This is a genomic window from Achromobacter sp. RTa, assembly GCF_000757485.1.
In the GTDB taxonomy this organism is placed as follows: domain Bacteria; phylum Pseudomonadota; class Gammaproteobacteria; order Burkholderiales; family Burkholderiaceae_B; genus Achromobacter.
The window spans coordinates 453,907-476,111 of sequence record NZ_JPYO01000042.1 but is presented as its reverse complement, the minus strand read 5'-3'; the positions used below and the strand labels follow the sequence as shown (position 1 = coordinate 476,111).

General features: G+C 60.8%; 14 protein-coding genes. 5 read left to right on the top strand and 9 right to left on the bottom strand.

The features are described from left to right. The first annotated feature begins 19 nt into the window (after positions 1 to 19). Genes JL37_RS29790 through JL37_RS19870 form a run of 4 tightly spaced genes read left to right on the top strand, consistent with a single transcriptional unit; the run spans position 20 to position 6,240 of the window. A complete protein-coding gene (locus JL37_RS29790; RefSeq protein WP_052097426.1) occupies positions 20 to 1,309 on the top strand; it encodes a hypothetical protein in 1,290 nt (429 codons plus the stop codon). A gap of 35 nt (positions 1,310 to 1,344) precedes the next feature. Beyond that, on the top strand, positions 1,345 to 2,400 hold the full coding sequence (locus JL37_RS19880; protein ID WP_043546259.1) for a YhcG family protein: 1,056 nt from the start codon (positions 1,345 to 1,347) through the stop codon (positions 2,398 to 2,400). 4 nt (positions 2,401 to 2,404) lie between these two features. Beyond that, complete coding sequence (locus JL37_RS19875) at positions 2,405 to 5,530, top strand: type I restriction endonuclease subunit R (protein ID WP_052097424.1); 3,126 nt, start codon at positions 2,405 to 2,407, stop codon at positions 5,528 to 5,530. Continuing rightward, positions 5,530 to 6,240 (top strand): M48 family metallopeptidase, encoded by a 711-nt coding sequence (locus JL37_RS19870; RefSeq protein WP_043546257.1) that lies wholly within the window; start codon positions 5,530 to 5,532, stop codon positions 6,238 to 6,240. Before JL37_RS19875 ends, JL37_RS19870 begins: the two co-directional genes overlap by 1 nt. Positions 6,241 to 6,466: 226 nt before the next feature. On the opposite strand, the gene JL37_RS19865 is transcribed toward JL37_RS19870, so the two are convergent. From JL37_RS19865 to JL37_RS19840, 6 genes are all read right to left on the bottom strand, one after another. Continuing rightward, positions 6,467 to 10,348, bottom strand: a complete 3,882-nt coding sequence (locus JL37_RS19865; RefSeq protein ID WP_043546256.1) for an SNF2-related protein — start codon at positions 10,346 to 10,348, stop codon at positions 6,467 to 6,469. Then, positions 10,348 to 12,060 carry an EH signature domain-containing protein gene (locus tag JL37_RS19860; RefSeq protein ID WP_043546255.1) on the bottom strand — a complete coding sequence of 571 codons (1,713 nt, stop codon included), beginning with the start codon at positions 12,058 to 12,060 and terminating at the stop codon, positions 10,348 to 10,350. Before JL37_RS19860 ends, JL37_RS19865 begins: the two co-directional genes overlap by 1 nt. Beyond that, the gene (locus JL37_RS19855) at positions 12,054 to 12,758 is read right to left on the bottom strand and encodes an OmpA family protein (protein ID WP_043546254.1); all 705 of its coding nucleotides are present in this window, start codon (positions 12,756 to 12,758) and stop codon (positions 12,054 to 12,056) included. Before JL37_RS19855 ends, JL37_RS19860 begins: the two co-directional genes overlap by 7 nt. Before the next feature lies 1 nt (position 12,759). Continuing rightward, positions 12,760 to 14,769: an anti-phage ZorAB system protein ZorA gene (zorA, locus tag JL37_RS19850; RefSeq protein ID WP_043546253.1), complete on the bottom strand. Its 2,010-nt coding sequence runs from the start codon at positions 14,767 to 14,769 to the stop codon at positions 12,760 to 12,762. A gap of 319 nt (positions 14,770 to 15,088) precedes the next feature. Continuing rightward, the gene (locus JL37_RS19845; RefSeq protein WP_043547079.1) at positions 15,089 to 15,952 is read right to left on the bottom strand and encodes a phage integrase N-terminal domain-containing protein; all 864 of its coding nucleotides are present in this window, start codon (positions 15,950 to 15,952) and stop codon (positions 15,089 to 15,091) included. Positions 15,953 to 16,554: 602 nt separating this feature from the next. Then, entirely contained in the window at positions 16,555 to 17,409 is an 855-nt protein-coding gene (locus tag JL37_RS19840) for a hypothetical protein (RefSeq protein ID WP_231570394.1), read from the bottom strand. A 703-nt stretch (positions 17,410 to 18,112) separates the two neighbouring features. Between JL37_RS19840 and JL37_RS19835 the strand changes: the two genes are divergently transcribed. After that, entirely contained in the window at positions 18,113 to 18,901 is a 789-nt protein-coding gene (locus JL37_RS19835) for a class I SAM-dependent methyltransferase (protein WP_043546252.1), read from the top strand. Positions 18,902 to 18,925: 24 nt separating this feature from the next. Here JL37_RS19835 and JL37_RS19830 read toward each other — a convergent pair whose 3' ends face one another. The 3 genes from JL37_RS19830 to JL37_RS19820 are packed head-to-tail and all read right to left on the bottom strand — an operon-like array spanning position 18,926 to position 22,169. Continuing rightward, positions 18,926 to 19,942: a tripartite tricarboxylate transporter substrate binding protein gene (locus tag JL37_RS19830; protein ID WP_052097422.1), complete on the bottom strand. Its 1,017-nt coding sequence runs from the start codon at positions 19,940 to 19,942 to the stop codon at positions 18,926 to 18,928. Continuing rightward, a complete protein-coding gene (locus JL37_RS19825) occupies positions 19,891 to 20,955 on the bottom strand; it encodes an NADPH:quinone oxidoreductase family protein (RefSeq protein WP_052097420.1) in 1,065 nt (354 codons plus the stop codon). Before JL37_RS19825 ends, JL37_RS19830 begins: the two co-directional genes overlap by 52 nt. Beyond that, entirely contained in the window at positions 20,955 to 22,169 is a 1,215-nt protein-coding gene (locus JL37_RS19820) for a CaiB/BaiF CoA-transferase family protein (protein WP_043547075.1), read from the bottom strand. Before JL37_RS19820 ends, JL37_RS19825 begins: the two co-directional genes overlap by 1 nt. Positions 22,170 to 22,205: the final 36 nt, after the last annotated feature.

Here is a 22,205-nt window from a genome sequence, read left to right as displayed (position 1 = left end):
ATGCTGACGGGGGAGCCTCGTGACTGACAAGAAACGCATTGCTGATAACGAGTCGGTAGCCGAGATGCTTGGGCTCATTCAAGGCGCCAGCGCTATCGAAGGCCTATGGCAGGCCTTCCCCATACTTCAGCAAGCATTCCCGCGACTCTCGGATTTTTCAGAAAAGCTCGTGGAGCTGAAAGAACAATCCCAGATTCTCCTGTTGCCTGATCGTTTCAACGAAATCTTTGCTTCATCAGGGTGGATTGCTTATGAGTCCATGAGCTTGGAGGTGATGAAGAAAGCCATAGAAACATTCGAGGTGCATGACATGGAAGCAGCGGAAGATTATCTCGCCAGCACCTACGATGCCGACACCTTGAAATGGGGCATTTCACGATTCAATGGACATGCTGAGTTCAGGAAAAGGGTGCGCCTGGTCGAGCTCGCAAAAGAGGACTATCTGGCGGAGCGTTACCACGCCTGTACACCGTTGTTGCTGAGTTTGATGGATGGCTTGGCCAACGATGTTTCCCGGCATGTGGGGCTCTTTGCTGACAATGCAGACTTGACTGCATGGGATTGCATAGCGGCACACGAGTCGGGGCTTCAGGCTTTGGTGGCGTTAATGACCAAAGGCAGGGGTAAGACAAGCGAAGAATCCATTTCCGTTCCATTCCGCCACGGCATTCTTCACGGGCGGGAACTGGCATTCGACAACCGTATCGTAGCTGCGAAGACGTGGGCGGCATTCTTCGCAATACGGGATTGGGCTGGGGCGCTGGCCGAAGGCAAAAAGACCCTGACACCAAAGCAAGAACCAACCTGGAGCGAACTGCTTCAGTCGCTGAATAAAACACAGGAAACCAAGCGGCTTCTCGATGTCTGGAAGCCGAGAGAAAAAGAGGATTTTGCATATCTTCCCTGCGATGGATTATCGCCCTCACTGCCTGAGAATTCGCCAGAACGCATGGTGGCCGAGTTCATGGAAAACTGGAGGCTAGGGAGGTTTGCTCCACTGGCTGACTCGCTTTCCCACACCTATGACATGGCGATGGGAAAGAAGGCCGGAGAAGCAAAGCAGGATTTCGGAAAGTACAAGGTTGTTTCGTTTCAGATCGTAGACGTGGAAGACCGCACGCCTGCCCACTCCACCGTTACCATCAGGGCAACATTCAGCGCCGAAAATAACGTTTTCGAAGAGGAACTGAAAGTGTCAGCGGGCTATCAGGATGGAAAAGGATTGCCCATGTGCCGTCTGGAGTCAGGCGGGAAATGGGCGCTGGTTCAGAACTCATTTCGCAGTGTGATCTACAGGAATGTCCAATAAGGGAAACAACGGATAACAAAGAAGATGGAAAGCCGATGACCGACAAACCAATCTCCCTAACCTCCACCCCACAAGGCTACGCCGACTGGCTGACCGACCTGAAGGGTCGCATCCACACCGCGCAGCAGCGTGCGGGGTTGGCGGTCAACCGGGAACTAGTGAGTCTGTACTGGCAGATCGGCCGCGACATCCTGGCGCGGCAAGCTGAGCAGGGTTGGGGCGCAAAGGTGATCGAGCGGCTGGCGCATGACCTGCGTGCCGCCTTCCCGGAGATGAAGGGTTTTTCGCCGCGCAACCTCAAGTACATGCGGGCGTTTGCTGAGGCCTGGCCGGACGCTGAAATTGTGCAGCAGGCTGCTGCACAATTGCCCTGGGGTCACAATCTGATATTGCTGGATCGCCTGAAAGCGCCAACGGAGCGCTTGGCGTATGCCCTCGCGGCCATCGAACATGGTTGGTCGCGCAATGTGCTGAACATCCACATCGAAACCCGCCTGCTCGAGCGCACGGGCAAAGCTGTTACCAATTTCGATCAGCGCCTGCCTGCATCGCAGTCCGATCTGGCCATCGAGTCGTTGAAAGATCCGTACCGCTTCGATTTCCTCGGCCTGGGCGAGGAGGCACAGGAGCGCGAAATCGAGAAGGCGCTGGTACAGCACGTCACCGATTTCCTGCTGGAACTGGGGGCGGGCTTTGCTTTCGTTGGCCGGCAGGTGTTGCTGGACGTGGGCGGCGAGGAGTTCTTCATCGACCTGTTGTTCTACCACCTCAAGCTGCGCTGCTACGTGGTGATCGAACTGAAGGCGGGCAAGTTCAAGCCCGAGCACCTGGGACAACTGGGCTTTTACCTGACGGCGGTGGATCGGCAGGTGAAGCACGCGCAGGACAATCCGAGCATTGGCCTGCTGCTGTGCAAGAGCAAGAACAAAGTGGTGGCCGAGTACGCCCTGGGCGACAAGTCGCAGCCGATGGGCATTGCCGAATACAAGCTGGTGGAATCCCTGCCGCAAGAGCTGCAAACCAGCCTGCCGACGATCGAACAGATCGAGCGGGAGCTGGGCAACCCAGTGGATGATGGCGCCGAGGAATGATGTGATGACCCAACCCATGCCGCGCTCCGAGCGCAACAGCCAAAACCGCGTGGCGCGGCTGTTCACCACCCCACTGGCCGATGGCGGCCTGGGCTACGAACACTTGGGCAACTGGAGCAAGCGCGACCACAACCGCGCCATCGAAACCGCGCTGCTGCGCGCCAATCTGGCCGCTCGCGGTTATTCGTCTGCTCACATCAGTGCCGCCTTGCAGAAGCTGGAAGTTGCGGTGGATGTCACCGGCATCACGCCCTATCAGGCCAATCTGCGCACCTACCAATTACTTCGCTATGGCGTGCCGGTGCAGATTGCGGCGGGTCAGTCGCATGAGACGGTGCAGTTGATCGACTGGGTGCAGCCCGAGCGCAATCACTTCGCGCTGGCTGAGGAAGTGACGCTGCGAGGCGGGAGCACCCGTCGGCCGGACATTGTTCTGTACATCAATGGCCTGGCGGTGGCGGTGATCGAACTCAAGCGCAGTTCGGTGGATGTGGGTGACGGCATTCGCCAGTTGATCAGCAATCAGGAAGAAACCTTCAATCAGGGCTTCTTCAGCACCGTGCAGTTGCTGCTGGCGGGCAGCGATGCGCAAGGTTTGCGTTACGGCACCACCGGAACACCGGAACAGTTCTTCGTGCAGTGGAAGGATGAACAACCGCCAGCCATGGCAACAGCGGGCGCGCTGCTGGATCGCCCGTTGGCCCAGATGTGCGAGAAGGCGCGGTTGCTGGATTTGATCCGCAACTTCGTGATCTTCGATGCGGGTTTCAAGAAGGTGCCCCGGCAGCACCAGTACCAGGGCATCAAGGCCGCGCAGGAACGCATTGCCAAACGCGAGGGTGGCGTGATCTGGCACACCCAGGGCAGCGGCAAGAGCATCCTGATGGTGTTGTTGGCCAAGTGGCTGCTGGAGCATGACCCGCAGGCGCGGGTACTGGTGGTAACCGACCGCGACGAGTTGGACAAGCAGATCGAAGGCGTGATGCGCAATGCCGGGGTGATCGGCGAAGGATCGGCGCCCCCGCGCATCACTTCTCGCACAGACTTCGTGCAAAAACTCGGTGCCACCACCCCGCGCTTGTTGTGCGCGCTGATCCACAAATTCGATGTGGCCGATCTCAAGGGCGAGCCACCGCCCATCCATGGGCGTTTCTATGTATTCGTGGACGAGTGCCACCGCACCCAGGGCGGCAACATGAACAAGCAGATGAAGCGCTGGCTGGTCGACGCCCTCTTCATCGGCTTCACCGGCACACCATTGTTGCGTAAGGATCGGCAGACCACCCGCGAAGTATTCGGCACGTATATCCACACTTACAAGTTCCACGAAGCCGTGGCCGACAAGGTGATATTGGACCTGAAGTATGAGGCGCGGGATGTGCCGCAGCGGCTGACTTCACGCAAGGCCATCGATGCCTGGTTCGAGAAGAAAACGCGCGGACTAAACAACTTCCAGAAATCCATCCTGCGCAAGCGCTGGGCCACGATGGAAGAGCTGATGAGCGCCAAGGAGCGCAAGGATCGCATCGTCGCCAACATCATCGAGGATTTCAGCCTCAAGCCTCGCCTGGACAATGATCGTGGCACGGCGATCCTGGTGGCGGCTTCGATCTATGATGCCTGCCATTACTTCCGGTTGTTCCAGAACACGCATTTCGGCCCCCATGTGGGCATCATCACCTCGTACGAACCCAACCCGGTTGCCATCTCGAAAGAATCGGCCGGCAGCGACGAACGCTACAAATACGACACCTACAAGCAGCATGTGCTGCGTGCCGGCCAGACCACCAAACAGTACGAAGACGAAACCAAGCGACGCTTCATCGAAGAGCCTGCCAGCATGAAGCTGCTGATCGTGGTCAGCAAGCTGCTCACCGGTTTCGATGCACCCAGCTGCTCCTACATCTACCTGGACAACGAACTGCACGACCATAACCTGTTCCAGGCCATCTGCCGTACCAACCGGCTTGACGGTGACGACAAGGACTATGGCCATATCGTCGATTACAAGGAACTGTTCGGTGACGTGCAACAGGCCATTGCGGTGTACAGCTCCGACGAACTGGACATCGACACGGGCAACGGCGGCGAGAACAACGTCCACCTGAAGAACTGGCTGGAGGAAGGCCGCAAGCAACTGGACGAAGCCCGTGAAACGCTGCATTACCTGTGCGAGCCGGTTCCGCAGCCGCGAGATCTTGAGCAGTTCATCCACTATTTCTGCGGCCATGCAGGGAATCCGGAGGCGCTGCTGGAAAGCGAGGCGTTGCGCATTGCCTTCTACAAGGCCGTGGCGACCTATCTGCGTGCCTTCGCGGACATCGCCCAGAACCTAACCGAAGCGGGTTACTCAGACAGCGAAGCCGACGCCTTGCGGCAGGAAACCGAGTTCTATGCCGAGGTGCGTTCGGCCATCAAGCATTACAGCGGCGAAGAGTTGGACATCAAGCCCTATGAGGCCGACATGCGCCACCTCATCAACACCTATATTCAGGCCGAGCCAGCGCAGGCGTTGGGGGACTTGGCCGAACTGTCGCTGACCGAGCTGATCATTGAGACCGGCATCCACAATGCCATCGCCAAGAAGCTCAACGAGAAGGGGAAGCTGTCGAAGAATGCCATTGCGGAAACCATCATCAACAACGTCCGCAAGACCATCATCCGAGATCGTCTGACCGATCCGCGCTTTTATGAGCAGATGTCCAAGCTACTCGATGACTTGATCCAGCAAAGCCGTGAAGGCACCGAGGCTTACGAAGCATTCTTGAGCAAGGCGGAAGAGATACTGAAGAAGCACCGCGCGAAACAACACGACACCGATGAACCTGCCATGTTGTGCGGCAATGCAGGTGCGCTGGTGATTTATCGCAATCTGCCTGACATCATTTCCGGCGATGTGCTGCCCGATACGAATGGTGTAGTCAAAGAGCCACAGGCCGAATACGGAGACCCGTTGGCCTTGTTGGCGCTGAAGATCGATCGTGTGATGCGTGACGAAGCCCCGGCAGGATGGCGTGGCGACGAAGCCAAGGAGCGCATCGTGCAGAATTTCCTGCACACGTTGACCGGACGTAACCGCGAGGCCACGCTCAAACTATTCGACTTGCTGAGAAATCAGCCGGGCTACTAATGGTGCAGACGCACATACATCTGGGGGAACTGGACATCGCCATCACGTTCAAGACCGTGAAGAATGTCCATCTTTCCGTGCATCCGCCCGAGGGTGCGGTGACGCTGGTGGCCCCGATAGGCACGCGGCTGGAAGTCGCGCGTGCCTATGCTGTTTCCAAGCTGCGTTGGATTCGCCAGCAACAGGCGCAATTGCAGGCACAGTCCCGCGAAACTCCTCGTCAGTTCGTCACCAGAGAAAGCCATTACGTCTGGGGACGCCGTTATTTGCTCACGGTGCTGGAGCGCGATGCCCCACCTACGGTGAAGATGGACCACCGTCGCATCACCCTGCATGTGCGTCCCGGCACCAATGCAGCCAAGCGCGAAGCCATCTATCAACGCTGGCAACGCGGTTTGCTACACCAGGCCGTTTCCCCCCTGATCGAATACTGGGAACCACGTATCGGCGTGAAGGTCAATGGCTACTTCCTGCAACGGATGAAAACCAAATGGGGTAGTTGCAATCATCGCCAGGCCCACATTCGGCTCAACACGGAACTGGCCAAGAAGCCTCGTGACTTGCTTGAATATGTGATAGTGCATGAAATGATCCATCTGATCGAGCCGACGCACAGCGAGCGGTTCATATCGTTGCTTACCCAACACTATCCTGCCTGGCGGGATGCTCGTGCGGAACTGAATGCGCTACCGCTCGGGCAGACTGTTTGAATATTGCTACCGGCGAAAAGGAGTGGACACTATCGGAGACAAAGCGCGCGCTCAATATGGGTTCGCCGGGCGCTTGCTCTATACCACCCACCGGCTGCACTCCACACTCGGATACCGATCTCCGGCCGACTACGAGAAAGCCACCACCTGAAATCCCTTATCCCGGTGTCCACTGATACTTGACCACGACACCCTTGCCATTTGCCTTTGCCGAGAGCTACATGCCCTAAGCCATGACTTCTGAGTAAAGCGTCTGCTCCTGCAGCGCCGTGTCGAACTCGTGGTTCGTGACGGGATGGGCCCCCAACATCTCATCCAGGCGTGACCGAACGATCAATTCAACCTGGTTGGCTGCGGCCTGCTCCCGCGCTCCAGTCGTGAAGCTCTGATTTGTCACGGCCAACCGACGGAATCGCGTGCCTCTGAACCTGGCCTGGTACTTCGCTGCGCCGGCGGTCACTTCCTTGATGGCATCCCACCCCACATCAGAGGCCTTGGAACTCTTGCACTGGAGGAGCTCACCTTCACGCCCCTTTAGTGCAACGACGTCGATGCCGCCGTCACCACCGCGCTTCGGAGTAACCGTCGCCTGGAAGCCTCTCTTGCCCCAAAGCAAACTGCAGAACACCTCAAAGCTGTCCCCGTCCATGCGGTCGACGTCGTCCATTGTCAGGTATCGCTTCGGAAGCGCTTCGCCGCACCCGCTGTCCCCGACCAACTCCGTGAACGTCGCATCCTTGCCTGAGCCGTTGAGCATTACAGTTAACGCCCCAGACAAACCACCGTCGTCCAACGTGGAGCCTGCCAATCCAGCCTTGCGCTTCATGAGTTGGTCGAGCCGGACTTCGAATGTGTGGAAGTCGTCTGCCACTACGGTGGGGCAGTAGACAAAAACGTCCCGTTCCTGGCCGATGCGGAAAGCTCGGTCGGTTGCTTGCGCTTCCTTGGATGGGTTCCACGCACGAGTAAAATGGAAGACATGGTTCGCGGCGGTGACGTTGAGTCCTGCACCTGCGGCGAGTGTCGACAAGATGATGACGTCGAAGCCTGGCTGCGCTGAGAACTTGTCGATGTATCCCTGACGCCCCTGAGAGTCCCCATTGATGATGAATGGACGCAGGCCGAACGTCTCCTTAAGAAAGTAGTACAGTGCCGCCTGGACCTCCCGCAGCTCGGTGAAAATGATGGCTTTCTCCTCGGTGCGTTGAATGTCAGCCAATCGTGCCAGCAGCCAACCCAGTTTGGGCGAGTTCGCTAGATGCGGTTCACGTCCACTCTTGTCGACGATGAACTTCGTGCCTGGCAGGCAGTATGGTTCAGCACAGACTGCTTTCATCAGGTGAAGCGCGCCGAATGACAGTTGGGCGCGTTTTCGACCATTCGACTCGTGGGCCGCTTCCTGAAGTTTCTTCAAGCCCCCCTTGTAGAGAATACGCTGATGCTCCGTGAGCGGAATCTCAAGCATCTCGTCATCACTAAGATGAGGCTTGAATTGCAACTCAGCCTCCGCGGCCTTTTTGTACGCGAAGAACTTCTTCGGAAGGTCCGCCGCGATGTCGCCCTTCGTACGACGAAGGGTTTGCGGAGCAATCGCTGCCTGCAAACGTTGCAATGCTGTCACCTGTTCTTCGGTCTGGCATTCGATAGGGCGACGGTAGGTCTTCCCAAACTCCTCCAGCGCACCTAACAGGCCCGGCTGCACCAAATCAAACAAACACCACAGGTCCGCGAGCGAATTCTCGACGGGGGTCCCCGTACAGGCGATACGGAAGTCCGCCTTCAGCTTCTTTGCGGCCAGTGTCACCAGCGTGCCCGGAGTCTTGATTCGCTGCGCTTCATCGCAGATGAGGAACGTGAACGGCTGCTTGGCCAGCGAGAACTCGTACGAGGTTAGTATCTCGTAGGTGGTTACCACGACCTTCGCGGTCCCGACCCAGTCAGGCTTCAGGAGTTCGACGATGCCCTTATCACGCAACTGGCTGTCGATAAGGCTGAGCGGTTGTTTTCGAGCTTTCAGCGTGTCGCCGTAGAGGACGAGAACCTCAGGGAAAGAGTCGCTGAAGAACTTGCGCGCCTCGTTGGCCCAGTTCTCCAGCAAGCTCTTTGGCGCAAAGATGACAGAGGGCGCAGCGTTGGGGTTCTCCTCGTAGTACCAACCGAGCAACGACAGAAGCTGCAGGGTCTTCCCTAGGCCCATGTCATCGGCGAGCAAGGCCCCTCGACACTCTGCCGGAGCCTTGGACACTAGGTGCTGAAACCAAGCTACGCCGTGAAGCTGATGCGTCTTTAACTTGATGGACTGTCGCAGCGAGCGCGGGAGCTGAGCTTCCCAGCCCTCGGGCAAAGCCAAGGTCGCGCGACGCTCTTCGAGATAGTCGACTCCATGGAAGTTGGTCTTGACCAGCAGCGTCTCCCGTGGGCCCTTTTTCTCCTTCGGTCTTGATTCTCCCTCGACTTTCACGCGGTCCTGGCCACCGAGCATCGCCTTGAACCCGTCGGCGAGGGTGCGCGCTTGCGCAGTCTCTAGTGAAGTGGGAAGGCTGGCATTCTTTACTTCAGCTGCCCCTTCCCGCTCCGCGTCGCTGACCTGCTTGTCAAAGTCATTGACCCATTCCTTGGTCAATGGGATGAGCACCTGACCTTCGTGCCCCTGGAGCGTCACCTTGACCATTGGCGTCAAGTCTGTGGGCAACCAGCCGGACTCGTCTTCGCTTTGCGTCTTATCGCGCTGAAAGACCGGCACGTAGATAGGCTTAGCCGCGCCAATTCCTTCAATGCGCCCGCTGTAACCATCGAGCTGATAGACATCGTCTAAGCTGATACGCTGAGCTGGCTGCATGCGCCAAAGATGTGCCACCTGCAAGCCTTGTTCAAGCTGTACGGTGGACTCGGCATCCACGGTCAGGTCGTACTCATCCCAAGGGAAATGCTCCCGGTCCTGCTCAAGGGCCGATTTCAGCGCACCGAGGAACGCGTCGAGGTCGTCGGCGGTTTTGAACGCTTTCTTGTCCGTGCGCGCTGTGCCGTCACCGAAGTGCTCGGTGATCAGTAGGTCGACCGAGTTAATGCGCCCGTGTTCGGTCCGGCCGACGATGCTGAAGACTGCCGCAACGGCCCCTGCCTCCGCCCGGTCTGCCTCAAACTCTCCTTCTTTCAGGACCTGATGCGCGGTCTCTCCCAAGAAAGAGAAGGGGTTGTGAACAAATTTTTCCGCCTTGGCACCGGCCACCTTGCGGTTTGGCATTTCTCGCTTGATGACCGCGAGTACCTTGCGGACGGGCTCGGAAATCACCACGCGAACGCGCCCGACGCCCCGCGTGAGGTCGTAGTGTGGCTGCACCGAATTGAAGCCATCGAAGGCGGCCAACCATCCGTCTGGCGCGCCGTCGAAGGTTGGGGAAACCGTCAGCACGCGGCCGAACGGCGTCTCCTCCTTCGCCAGGGGGAGGCGCAGGCTCTCCGGCGTCAATACCAACGTCGTTTCGAGGTACGGGCTGGCGTACAGCGCTCCAGCACGGTCGGCATGGCTGCGAATTCGTCCCCATGCCATCTCCTGGGCGTGTTGGGTGCGCCCCTCTGGCGGACGCGACTGGAGAGCCATAATGTCGGACGCCGCAGCCCATGCAGAGGCAGACAGCATCTGGGTAGTACCGCCCACGGTGGCGACTGCTCCGTCCAGCCGGTCCACTTGAACCTGTTGCGCGCCGTCTGTCCAGCCAGACACCTCTACAGTGAAGTCGTCTGAAGACAGCGTTCCGGAGCCGTCGATAATGGGCCGGAGCGGGCTCTGTGGCGGAAGAGCCAGCAGCTTCAGCGCGCCTGCATGCTCGGCAGAGCCCTGCAACTCATAGACGTCCGACCATGGAATGGTTACGCCGTGCGCGTCAACCCGACATCGCGACTCAGATGCCAACTGCGCCAAGTACGCGCCGAGCACCGAATCCTCGGCTCCCGCCTGATGAATGGCTTCGAGCAATCCTTCGGGCGTCGTATCCGCGATGTCATTGTTGAACTTGATACGCACTCCCTCGGCGGCCCAAATCGTCGTTAGAGCCGGCGCCTGTCCGTTGGAGCTCGCGGCACGCTTGAGGAAGTCGAACAAACCCATCATCTCTCCGGGAAATACCACGCTTGGCGACTGTTTGCCCACTTGAAGCCATGTGCCTTCAGCTCTGAGGCCAACTGCCTCCGTTGGAGCGGGTCCTCCACCCACAACCGGCCCCGGCTTGAGGTTCTACGCTTGTCATTAATGGACGCACCCCGAAACCGCGCAACGAGCGAGTTCAGTTTTGCCATGTCAGGACTGGGTGTCGCCGATTCTGGGCGTTCGGCAGCACGACCGGTGTTTTTCGCTGTGTCCGTACCGCCTGTGGCAGACGACGACACGCGTCGAGGATCTGCCACGTCCGGAATGATGCCCAGTTGCCGGAGCTCTTGCTCGGCTCGCGCGCCCCATCCTTCTCGGTGAACGATCCGCAGCGCGCATCCGTCTCGGAATCCTGCCGCGAGGTCAGCTGTCCCACCATCGTAATGACGCGAATACGGTTCAAAAGGCAGTTGGTCCGCCTGGTAGACGTAGCAAGCGTTCGGCTTCTTGCTGAACTCGATGATGATGTACGAGTCCAACTGCATCATGAACGCGTCGACCTCAGGCTTGCTCGTGAGTTGAGCGTACGCCCCCTCTTCCCGCGCGATGAGCTCCCGCACGCCAGCGTTGGTCCGCTTCAGCGCCATCGTGTCGGCACCAAACACCAGCCGCGTCCAGCAAATCTGCTTGAGGTATTTTGACCAGAAGGCCAGCCTGCCCTCATCCGCGTTATTCCGAGCGGCAAGGATGTCGAAGAAGTCCTTGAGGTTGCGCTCATTCACCCAACCCAACACCATCTGCCATACAGGGTCGGGCACCCGGTTCCAGGCCGTGGCAATACCCGCAGCTTTGAGCTTCGGGTTCTTCCAGACCGTCGTCTGACAGACGAAGTCGCGAAGCCGTTCGTCCGGGGGCGCCCCCTTGCACCCGTGGTAGCGGTTGAGGACGACCTCAATAGCTTCATCGCGAAAGCCCGGTTTGGTCTGGATTAGCTTGATGAGTTGGGGAACCAACCTTCGGAACTCGGAGTCAATTTCTCTCGCTGCATGACGCACGGCCCCAAGTACCAAGGCGTGCCAGAACCAACTCGACGGGGAGATGCCAAGGTCCGCTGCCACGCGGTCCGTGGATTCGGTCTCGCCGCGGAGATAAGCTCTCGAGTACTTCTCAACTGGCTTCGCCGTGAGAACGTCGACTTCGTGACGGAGCACCTTCACCCAGTCCGGGACCAGATCCTCACCTGCCTGCTTATCCATCAAAGGCCAGGTCTGTTCGAGGAAGGCCCGAAGGGCCTCCCATCCTTCGCGAGTGGCCGTATCCTTCCCCGCCTCAAGGTCGAAGTTGAAATACGAATAGAGTAGACCGTGCCAAGTCAGGCGCCACAGGTCCCCCCGTGCTGCTTCGTCCTCATAGGACTTGAGCAGCGCCGGGAAACGCTTCGACGCAAGCGCCATCGCGCCCGATTGCTCACGAATAGGTTCGGCCACTGCTGAAGCCACCAGGTCGCGCTGCCAGGCATCAAGCGGTTGCCCCCGAACGAAGGCACGAGCGGCAGCGTACGCATCCTCCTTGCTGGGCTTGGCCTTGGCGTATCCCTGGAACAGCTGCTCTGCTTCGCGTGTCGGTTTTTCAACCAAATCCGGTTTTCCAAACTCCCCCGCGTGCAGTCCCATGGATGCAAGCGACGCAGCCAGGTCCTTGGTCAGACGCTGCAGGGCAGAAACGGCTAACACCGCCCAAACTCCTTGCCTTTCAAGACGTCGCTTGCTTCTGGAACCCGCTCGTCCAATCCCCAGAAGTCGATCTTGAACTCCACACGGCGGCTCTCAGCCTTGTCTATTTTGATGGAGTTGAATGAGTAGCCACCGACCAGGAACAGCTCTTGGACCTTGCGCAGCTGCTCTGGTGTCAGCGCGTCTGCCACGCCGCTGGTCTGGAACAGCGAGCAGACGACGCTGCGACTGCGGTCGAGGCTGAGTTGAAGGTTGTAGAGGTAGGTGCCATCCTCGTCCGTGAACCCTTCGACGACGATGCTTCGTATCCAACGCTTGCCATCATCAGACTCTTTTGCTCGCAAGAGCACCGGGATGTAGCTTCGAAGAAACTGGCCAGCTGTCGTGTTGATGGTGTAGCTACCACTATCGAAGCGCACCTCCTTGCCTAGGTCGATGCGGAAGTTCTGTTGGTCGACACCAACCCCGGCGCTCTTCGGGTCTTGAGCAATCATCTGCATTACCCGATTGATGGCCGCGCTTCGCTCTACGGTCGCCCGAGTAGCTGCGTCGATGCTCTGCGTGACCGATACCAACGTCACCGCCATGACAACAAGGAACAGCACCATCAGGGCCGACATTAAGTCCGAGAAGGAAATCCAGAACGGACTCTCACCTTCATGTTTGGCGCCTCGCTTGAGAACGAGTCGTGCAAGCACGTCAAGCTCTCTTCATGCGTTGGACTGCATTGGCGAGCTCCTGCACCACCCCATTGAGATGACCAGTCCCTTGGGCAAGGTGGCGGTCAGTCTCAGCGATGGTGGACTTGACCTGGCTCACCAGTGCGTTTCCGAAGTCGCTGAAAGCTTTCACCAGGGCTGCATTGACTTGGCCGAGATGCTCACGAGCCTCGGCCTCAGACTGACGCATCGCTTCGGCGCTGGTCTTGATGCTGTTAACCAGTTCCTGAGAAATGCCAGCTTCTCTCTTGACGGACTCGATGAGGCCCATCAACGCAGCCACCTGTGTGTCCACCGTCTTGCGCGTTGAGTCGTACTGCTCGAACCCGCGCTGAACCGCAGTCGAGGCGGCCTGCAGCGACGCAGCCGTCGTGGCCAGCGTCTCTGCAACCTTCGTCGAGCGGTCAAAGGCATCGGTCACTGCACCCCCCGCTGTTTCGAAGCGCTGGGCAGCCGAACCAATGGTCAGGGCACCTTGGTTCATTCCGTCAATGGCACGAAGCGATACATCCCCCAGCGCGTCGATGTTGCGCTGGGTCTTGCTGACCTGGTCAGAGACCGCACCGAGCAAGGACTCAACCTGAGTCGTCAAACCACCGACCAGCTGATTCGTCTGTGTTGCCAGCCTGTCGTTCCGACCAGACTCCTCGGCTGCGGAGGCCTTCCGAACGTTTTCCAGCCCTTCCATGGCAGTTTCTACCTCACCGAGAACCTTCATCACAGCCTCGTTCATAGCGTGCTTGGACTTGCTCTGCTCCTCGGTAACCAGGCTGCGGAAGTCCTGAACAAACTCGCGCATTTGCTCGGTCAGCAACTGCTGGTTATCCGCTGCTTTCTTCATGGCATCCTCAAGCGTTCCACTCATCTGGGAGGCGGCATGTTCGTTGGTACTCCTGATGTCGGAAAGTAGCCCTTGCAGTGACGCCTGAACCGCAGCCATCGAATCCATCGACCTCTGCATCTGCTCGTTGATGCCTCGCATCTGCCCGCCGAAGGTGTCCTCCAGCTTCGCCATAAACCCGGTCAGCAAGGTCTCGAGCATGGAATTCACCTGCTCGCCGTTGCCACGAGAAGTGGCTTCCATGGCATCACCAACCCGCTTCATCGGCTCGGCAATGGCCGTCGAAATAGCCTCGCCAATGTGCTTGCCCAGTGCAAGTGACGCGGTCTCCTGTGCAGCAATCTGCCGGTCGACCAGGTTGGTCATCATCTTGTGGAGATCCTCCACAAGCGCATCCTTGAGCTGAGCTGTACTGGCTGCATTCTGCTCTGATGACTTGACCAGCCGGGCAAGATATTCCTCACCGGCGCCCGTTCGATACAAGCTGTCGATACCGTTCGTCAGGTGTTCGACGAGGCGATAGAAATACGCGAGGGTAAACCGGCTGATGAAGACTACCAGCATCGCGCAGGCGATGGCCGAACCAGAGGCCACAAAGGCGTGTTGCACTCCCTCCAGCAACGGACCCAGTCCGTTGACGGTGTTTTGCACTTTCTCGGGGTCGACCTTGAATTTGTCCAGACCACTCAGTAGGCCCGCGAACGTTCCAATGATGCCAAGCCCAGTGAGTACGCCGGGAAGATGCCTCGTGAATTCATCGAACAGCCGTCCGTCGACCAGCACTTCTTTGGTGAACATGGCTTCAGCGGGCATCGTAGCTCGGAACTCGGTGAGCGCGGTTTCCCCTGACCCGGCTTTTCGCAGTTCGTGGAGCGTATCGGCGTACTCTACCCACAGGTGCTTCAGCGGCTCGCGTCGAAAAGCTGATGCAACCTCTGTCGGGTTGGGAGCTGGGCCTGCTTTAAGAAGACTGCGAACGGCCTTAAGTGCGGACCTGAGCTGCCACCAAACCTGGGTTCCCTTGACGACATAGCCAATCAGGAATGCAAGAGTTAATACCGCGACAAGCAGGAACACATAGAGAGGAAGTCCATGAAGGCTGGCAAGCGATGGATGCACTACGCCCAAAGCCTTTGATATTTCGTTCACCTCCTGGTCCTCCGCTCACTGTTGCTCCCCGCTTCAGAGGGTGTGGCTTTCTCTTCGATAATGCCGTTGCGCGCGCAAAAGTCCTCTACAAGAACTTCCAGCATGTTGGTTAGGCTCCGCCGTTCACTTGTGGCTGCAGCTACCAAAAGTAACTTAGTCCTAGGGGTGACCCTAAACGACATCCCAACCGTTTTCTCGGCGTCCATATGTCAATGTATTGTGTAATGCGATACAAATTTTACATTATGGAAGCAGAATGCGCCAAATAATGATCGAGTGAATACTGTGTGTAGCCCCATGTGCTTACGCAGCGTGCGACTTAGCTTCCCAGATAGACCGCCGTCACCTGCACCCGCTCGTGCCCAAGTTCATGACTGATCTGCAGCCGTGCGTGTCGGTCGGCCAGGCGCTGTGATAGATCGAGTTGAGCCGTGCCGGGCCCACCTGCTGCCGGTGACTTCCACCCCGTCAACGTCTCATAACGGCTTTGCGCGTACTGATGGCGAAGACCATGCATATGACTCAGACCCGCCGCCTTGCACTGTCCATCGTAGACGTGCCGTTGCTGGATGTAGGTTTTGTTTGCCGGGATCAGTGATCCTGTGCCCGCCAGGCGGTGTGCTGCGTGGAGCGCGTCGCGTTGCTCTGTCGTGGTGATGGGCACAGTTCGCTCCCGACCGCCCTTGGTCCACGATCCCTTGAGGGCGATGTGGTCGCCCCGATCCGCGTAATTGGGCTGGAACTTGATCGCTTCCTCCCGACGCAATCCGAAGGCGGCCTGTAGCTGAAGGCTCATGCGCACGTGGACATCGGTGATCTCTTCAAGACCTGTGCCCAATTCCTGGGCCTTGCTGATGTTAGTCACATAGCGGCGCTCGGCCACGCCAAGCTGCGTGTTGTCTGCCGGCAAGATGCCGGACTTGCCGATCTTCTCGGCCCACCAGCGCAGGTGAGAGAACCGATTCTTGATGGTGCCGGACGACAAGCCTTCTCCCTGCCAGCGTTCTAGCAACGCCTGGACGTGCTTTCCCTTGAGCGACGAGGCTTTCATCTGCCGGAAGCCAGCCTCCCGCAGTTGCCGCGCGGCCAGCGACAGCGAACGCATCCGGTCGGCCTGTGTGTTGTGGCTACCGTCACGGTTGCGCTGGCAAAGCTGCCGCAAGGTGTAGGTCAAGTCGTCCATCTTCCGGCCTCCAAGCACAGCGCCGTACTGCGTTATCCTGAAATTCAATGGTTAGTGTTGGTGCCAACTCTCCAAGGCGAGATCCCGTGAGGGCAAGGGCATGGTGTTCAGGAGACACCAGAGCCTCGAATGAGGCGTCCGTCTTGCTTCCTGCTGGAAGCCCGGACGGAGGTACTACAAGACGAAAGTGATGTGAACGTGGACGAGTTCTCCTATGAAGTGAGTGGGATGAGAAATGACTGCGGGAGCCCGGTGCGTTGCACACAGGCAATTGCCGCAAAGGACGGTGCGCCAGGCGGCGCGGTAGGGATGAGTTCAAACAGACGAAGAAGGCTCCGCCCTGGGTAGGGCCGGTATGCGGTCGGAGCCTGGGCATACCTGGGGTGGTTCCGCCCTGACGGGCCAGCGCTTGCAGGAACCTACGCTGTTGGGGTTGCCGATGTACGAAGCCCATCGGTCTTGGCAACTGCCCGGTCAGTGTAGGGCGGCCATCATCATGTCTGCCGCACGCAATAGGATTCGGCATTCGCCCGCATTGTTGCTGGCGCAGGCGGGGGCGTCACTGCGGCGTGCAGTGACGCCCCGTTTCGCGGCAGCATTTTCTACGCAGGATGCGGCTGCCATCCCCTGGCCTGCATTGCCTGTGCCGCGATGTCCCCAGCGTTCGTCGGGGCATTCAGCATCTTGCGGATGTTGGCGATGTGCGCCAGGGCGGTTTCACGCGATGCCGGTGGCGCAGTCGGTTCTGGGCGGTGTTCGGTGCGTGGCACACCAGCAGGCCGATTTTCGACAGGCCGTGAGGCGGCAGATGTCTCCTTACGACCTGCCCACAAGCGGAATTCGCCAGCAAATACGCGCTTCACCAAGGCGAAAAAGTAGGCCACGACGTTGCGCACGGTGCCGCTCTGGCTGCGCGCCTGCAACTCATCGAGCACTTCCTGACGATGCTGCGGCAGCAGCCGCCGCAAGGCGGCCTGCACGTCCTTTTGCTGATCTGCCTGGGCATTGCTCAAGCAAGGCGGCAAGCTCACCGATTGCGATGCCGAATGGCCGTCGCTTTCGCGCGCGCGGTACGTACGTTCTTTTTTATACATATACGTCCTATATGTACCGCCCTGCTCAGCCGTCATGTGGCGAGCGTGTCCGGTCTGTTGCGGAATAAGCGTGCTGCCAGCGGAATCGCCAGACAATGGCAGTGGGTCGGCTGCCTCGCTCGCCTGCGACGGCGGCGTCGGGGGCAAATCATCGTCATCGCGGAATTGATCGTGGGCCGCAATGGAAGCAGTTTCCGGTGCTTGCGCCAGCATTGCCTGAATGTGAATGGCCACCCGATCTACCTGGTTGTTTTCGTGGCCGATGGAGGCTTGCAGAAGCGCGGGCAGACTGGCATCGAGCGTGCAGGCCTGCGGGAAGTGCAGGGCCGCTTTCGTGAACCTGATACAGCTCGCTGAGCACATGGCCGGTCAGAGGGTCGCGCTGCTGGCCCACCAGACTGATCCATCCCGTCAGCCGAAGCACGATGAGAACGCGCCGGGCCGTCTCGTACCCGGCCCGCTGCTCCAACGGGGTAGAGGTGAGATAGCGGCGCAACTGCCCCAGATTCGCCAGTGGGCTGATGCCCTCGGCAGAGCGCAGCATGCGCAGAACCTGCCAGCCGTTGCGCTCCAGCGGCGTGAGGCGAGCATCGAGCATGAGCGAGGCGGGCGTGGTGAACAGGGCATCTTGCCCCAGCGGGTTGTGGCGAGTGTGATGGTCTGCCCTGAGAGTTCTCCAAGGGCTGGGCCACAGTGGCCCGTTCCCCTGCATCTCATCGCGTACCGTTCCATGCGTCAGCCAACAATGCGGTCTGCGCCATAACCGTTTTATCCTGCCGCGTAGAGCTCTGGCACCGGCATGCGGACTGATCTATCATCCCGATACCCCCTTGGGGGTACAACTGGGGGTACTTCCAGCGATTCCCGCAAAGGCCGTGGTCCGATTTCCCCGCGAACCCTAGTGTTCACAAGCCTTTGCTGACCGATCAACGTTTAAACGTGTGATCAACGTCTGATTCTCACCCCGCACCTCCGGGACATGCCGTAGCGTCCCGCGAAAATCCACGCCAGCCGCCGCGGTTCGCGTGGATTTTTTTCGGCCCTGCCGACCAATGGAGATTCAACCATGCCAGAGACTTTCGACCTGCTGGATCACAACGCCGCCGCCTGGAATCACCAGGCGCGGCAGGACAGTCCGTGGTCGCGGCCCGTGACCAGCGAGGCGATTGAAGCCGCGCGGCGGGGTGAATGGGGCGTCTGCGTGACGCCGTCTCCGCTGCCGGCCGACTGGTTGGGCGATGTCGTGGGCAAGGATGTGTTGTGCCTGGCGTCGGCAGGCGGGCAGCAGGCGCCGGTGCTGGCGGCGGCGGGGGCCCGGGTGACGGTGTTGGATCTGTCCGGCGAGCAGCTGGCGCGGGACGCGATGGTTGCTCGGCGCGACGATTTGGAGTTGACGCTGGAACAGGGGGATATGCGCGATCTGTCGCGGTTTCAGGACGAGGCCTTCGATCTGATCCTGCATCCGATTTCCAACCAGTACGTGCCGGATATCCAGCCGGTATGGAACGAGTGCTGGCGCGTGCTGCGCAAGAACGGGGTGTTGATAAGCAGTTTCTTCAATCCCGCCGTGTTCATTGCGGACCGCGATCCGGCGTTTGCGCGGCAGGGGCTGATCCGGCCGCGCTTCGCCGTGCCCTACTCGGATCTGGAACAGTTGAGCAAGACGGAGCGGGCGGCCAAGGTGGCGCGCAATGAGCCCATGATTTTCGGCCATGGGCTCGGCAGCCAGATCGGCGGCCAGTTGGCCGCGGGCTTCACGATCGCTGGCTTCCTGGAAGAGATGCATCCCAGCCCGCGCTTCGAGATCGAGAAGTACTTGCCCGCCTTTATTGCCACGCGCAGCGTGAAGGGCTGAGGCGGGGCCTTGGCCGGCCCGCGGTCATTGTGGCGTGATGCCCGCGGCCGTCACGATCTCCCGCCACTTCTTGCCTTCCGTTTCGTTGAACCTCGCGAAGTCGGCGGGCTTGGATCCTACGGGCTTGGCGCCCATGGATGCATATTGGCTGATCACGTTGGGCTGGCGCAGCGCCATCGCCGCGTGCTCGGCGAGCTTGGCGACGATGGCGGGCGGCGTGCCCTTGGGGGCCCACAGGCCGTACCAGGTGCTGATGTCGAAACCGGGGAAGCCCGATTCGGCCATGGTGGGCACGTTGGGGAATTCCGCCACGCGCTGCGATACGGTGACGGCCACGGCGCGCAGCTTGCCGGACCTGATGAACGGGGTGGCGGACGGCATGGAGTCGAACATGAACTGGATCTGTCCGCCGACGAGGTCCGTCAGCGCGGGCGCGCTGCCCTTGTAGGGCACGTGCTGCATTGGCAGGCCGGTGCGCGCCTTGAATGATTCTCCAGCAAGCTGCTGGGCCGAGGCGCTGCCGGCCGAGCCGAAATTCAGTTGCTGTGACTTCGCCTGCGCGACCAGGTCCTGCGGGGTTTTGACGGCGCTGGCCTGGGGCACCACCAGCACCAGCGGGACATCGGCCAGTTGCGTGATAGGCGCGAAGTCCTTGAATGCGTCATAGCGCATGGAGCGGTAGATGTACGGGTTGATGACGTGCAGCGAGGCGTTGGCCAGGAAGGTGTAGCCGTCCGGCGCGGCGCGGGCCACCAGGTCGGCGCCTATCATGCCGCTGGCGCCGGGCTTGTTGTCGACGACGATGTTCTGGCCGATGGTCTTGGACATCTCGGCGGCGACCAGGCGAGAGACGATGTCGGTGGGGCCGCCCGGAGGGTAGGGCACCACCATCGTGATCGGGCGGTTGGGGTAGTCGTCCGCTGCGAGCGCGGGGGCGGCGGCCAGCGCGCTTGCGCATGCAAGGGCCAGCGCAAGCGCCGCGCGCAGGTTCAGGATGTTGTGTCCGGTGCTGCTGCCGCGATGGGCGGTGAGGGATTGCATGGGCGAGTCTCCGATATTATTTTGAGCGCCACTTTGCCCACGACCTGACGGCTTTCCAACGCCTGGAGCGCGGCGGCGAGTTCGGCGATCGGATAGACCGCCGTTACTGCAGGATGGATGCGCTGGCTGCGCGTCCAGTCGAACAGGGTGGCCATGGCCCGCTGCATGGCGGGGGCGTGGACCACGCGCTCATCGGCGGGCGTCCAGCCAAGGTAGCGCCCGAAGAAGAAGCCGTGCAATGTGATGTTCTTGACCAGCAGCAGGTTCAGGGGCACCGGCGGCACGTCGCCGCTGGCGAATCCCACGGACAGCATGCGCGCGTTGGAGGCCGCAGCCCGCACGGCGAGGCCGAATGCCGTGCCGCCCACCGGGTCGAACACGATGTCGGCGCCGCGGCCCGCGGTCAGCGACTTGACGGCGGCCGCCATGCCTTCGTCGGCCGCCATGGCATGGATGGCGCCGGCGTCGCGCGCGGCCTGGCGCTTGGTTTCGGTGCTGGCGCAGGCGATGACGCGCGCGCCCAGCAGGGCGGCCAGCTCCACCGCGGCCAGGCCGACGCCGGAACCCGCGCCCAGCACCAGCACGGTTTCGCCGGGTTGCATGGCTGCGCGCCACAACAGGCCGCCGTACGCGGTGCCGTAGGAGATGGGCACGGGCAGCGCCTGCAGCGGGTCGAGGCCGTCCGGCACGGCGTAGACGGTGTATTCGGGCAGCGTGAGCCGTTCGGCATAGCAGCCCCAGCGCGCCAGCGCCACGACCCGGTCGCCGGGGCGCAGCCGCGTTACGGCGCCGCCGCAGGCGAGCACGACGCCGACCGCCTCGGTGCCTGGCACGAAAGGCATGGGCGGGCGGGTCTGGTAGTGGCCCTCGATCAGCAGTTTGGTGGCATGGCTGACGCTCGCGTATTGCACCGAGAGGGTGACCTCGCTGGGGCCGGGAGGCGGCGCGTCGGGCGCATCCCGCAGGGCCACGTCGCTCACGGGGCCGAATCGTTCGCAGAGCAGGGCGCGCATCAGAGGGACTCCTTTCGGGCGCCGTCCTGCACCAGTGCGCCGGTCGCCAGCAACGTCTGGATTTCGGCCGCGTTCCAGCCCCAATCGTGCAGCACCTCGCAGGAGTGCTGGCCGATCGCGGGCGAGGCGGTGGGAGGGCGGCGTTGAGCCAGGCCGGGCAGCGGCGCATAAGGCAGGCTGCCGACGCCGGGCTGGACCAGCGTTTGCAGCAGGTCCACGTGCCTGGCCTGCGCATGGGCAGCCAGGCCGTCGTAGTCGCGCACGCGGGCATGCAGCACATCCTCGCGCGCCAGCCGTTCTATCCAGTGGGAAGACGGCCGGGTGGCGAGTTGCGCGGCTAGCTGGCGGTGCAGTTCGTCGCGCCGCGCCATGCGGCCGGCGTTGTCGGCATAGGCGGGTTCGAGCAGCCACTCCGGGCGCTCCAGGGCGCGGCAGAGGCGGGCGAATTGATCGTTGTTCAGCGCCAGCACGGAAAGGCGTCCGTCGGCGGTGTCGAACACGCCGTTGGGCGCGCTGACCGACCCCGCGTGGCGCGCGCCCGCCATGCCGTGGGCCAGGATGTCGTTGACCTGCAGCGCGGCGCAAGCCTGGAACAGGCTCAGTTGGACGTGCGCGCCCTGGCCCGTCCGCGCCTGCCTGTAGAGCGCGGCCATGGCCGCCTGCGTGGCATAGAGCGCGGTGGCGATGTCGGCCATCAGCACGCCGATGCGGCGCGGCACGCCGGCCTCGTCCTGGTTGGCGTACATCAGCCCGCTGTCGGCCTGCATGACGGAATCGGAGGCGGGGGCGCCGGCATAGGGGCCGTCTTCGCCATAGCCGCTGATGGATACGTAGACCAGCCCAGGCATGGCGGGCGCCAGGTCCTGATAGCCCACGCCCATGCGTGCGGCCACGCCCGGGCGGAAGTTCTGGATCAGCACGTCGGCGCCATCCGCCAGGCGGCGCAGCGCCTCGCGCCCCGCCGGATGGCGGGCGTCGAGGCAGACGCCGCGCTTGCCCGCGTTGTAGGCCACGGACAGCGCGCTGTGCGCGCCGGCCACGGTGCCTACGTGACGGCCCCAGTCTCCCGCGGGAGGTTCCACCTTGACCACCTCGGCGCCCTGCTGCCAGAGCATCTGCGCGCAATACGGGCCGGCGATGCCCTGGCTGATATCGAGCACGCGCAGGCCGGAAAAGGGACCACAGTTCACATCGGCGGCAACGGCGGAGTCCATGGCGTCCAAAGGAAGGAAGTCGATGAGCCGATGGTA

Bases quoted from the DNA above. Each gene is read 5' to 3' on its own strand.
- JL37_RS19880 (WP_043546259.1), top strand. From the start codon at position 1,345: ATGACCGACAAACCAATCTCCCTAACCTCCACCCCACAAGGCTACGCC.
- JL37_RS19875 (WP_052097424.1), top strand. From the start codon at position 2,405: ATGACCCAACCCATGCCGCGCTCCGAGCGCAACAGCCAAAACCGCGTG.
- JL37_RS19870 (WP_043546257.1), top strand. From the start codon at position 5,530: ATGGTGCAGACGCACATACATCTGGGGGAACTGGACATCGCCATCACG.
- JL37_RS19865 (WP_043546256.1), bottom strand. From the start codon at position 10,348: ATGGGTTTGTTCGACTTCCTCAAGCGTGCCGCGAGCTCCAACGGACAG.
- JL37_RS19845 (WP_043547079.1), bottom strand. From the start codon at position 15,952: ATGGACGACTTGACCTACACCTTGCGGCAGCTTTGCCAGCGCAACCGT.
- JL37_RS19840 (WP_231570394.1), bottom strand. From the start codon at position 17,409: ATGTGCTCAGCGAGCTGTATCAGGTTCACGAAAGCGGCCCTGCACTTC.
- JL37_RS19835 (WP_043546252.1), top strand. From the start codon at position 18,113: ATGCCAGAGACTTTCGACCTGCTGGATCACAACGCCGCCGCCTGGAAT.
- JL37_RS19830 (WP_052097422.1), bottom strand. From the start codon at position 19,942: ATGCAATCCCTCACCGCCCATCGCGGCAGCAGCACCGGACACAACATC.
- JL37_RS19825 (WP_052097420.1), bottom strand. From the start codon at position 20,955: ATGCGCGCCCTGCTCTGCGAACGATTCGGCCCCGTGAGCGACGTGGCC.
- JL37_RS19820 (WP_043547075.1), bottom strand. From the start codon at position 22,169: ATGGACTCCGCCGTTGCCGCCGATGTGAACTGTGGTCCCTTTTCCGGC.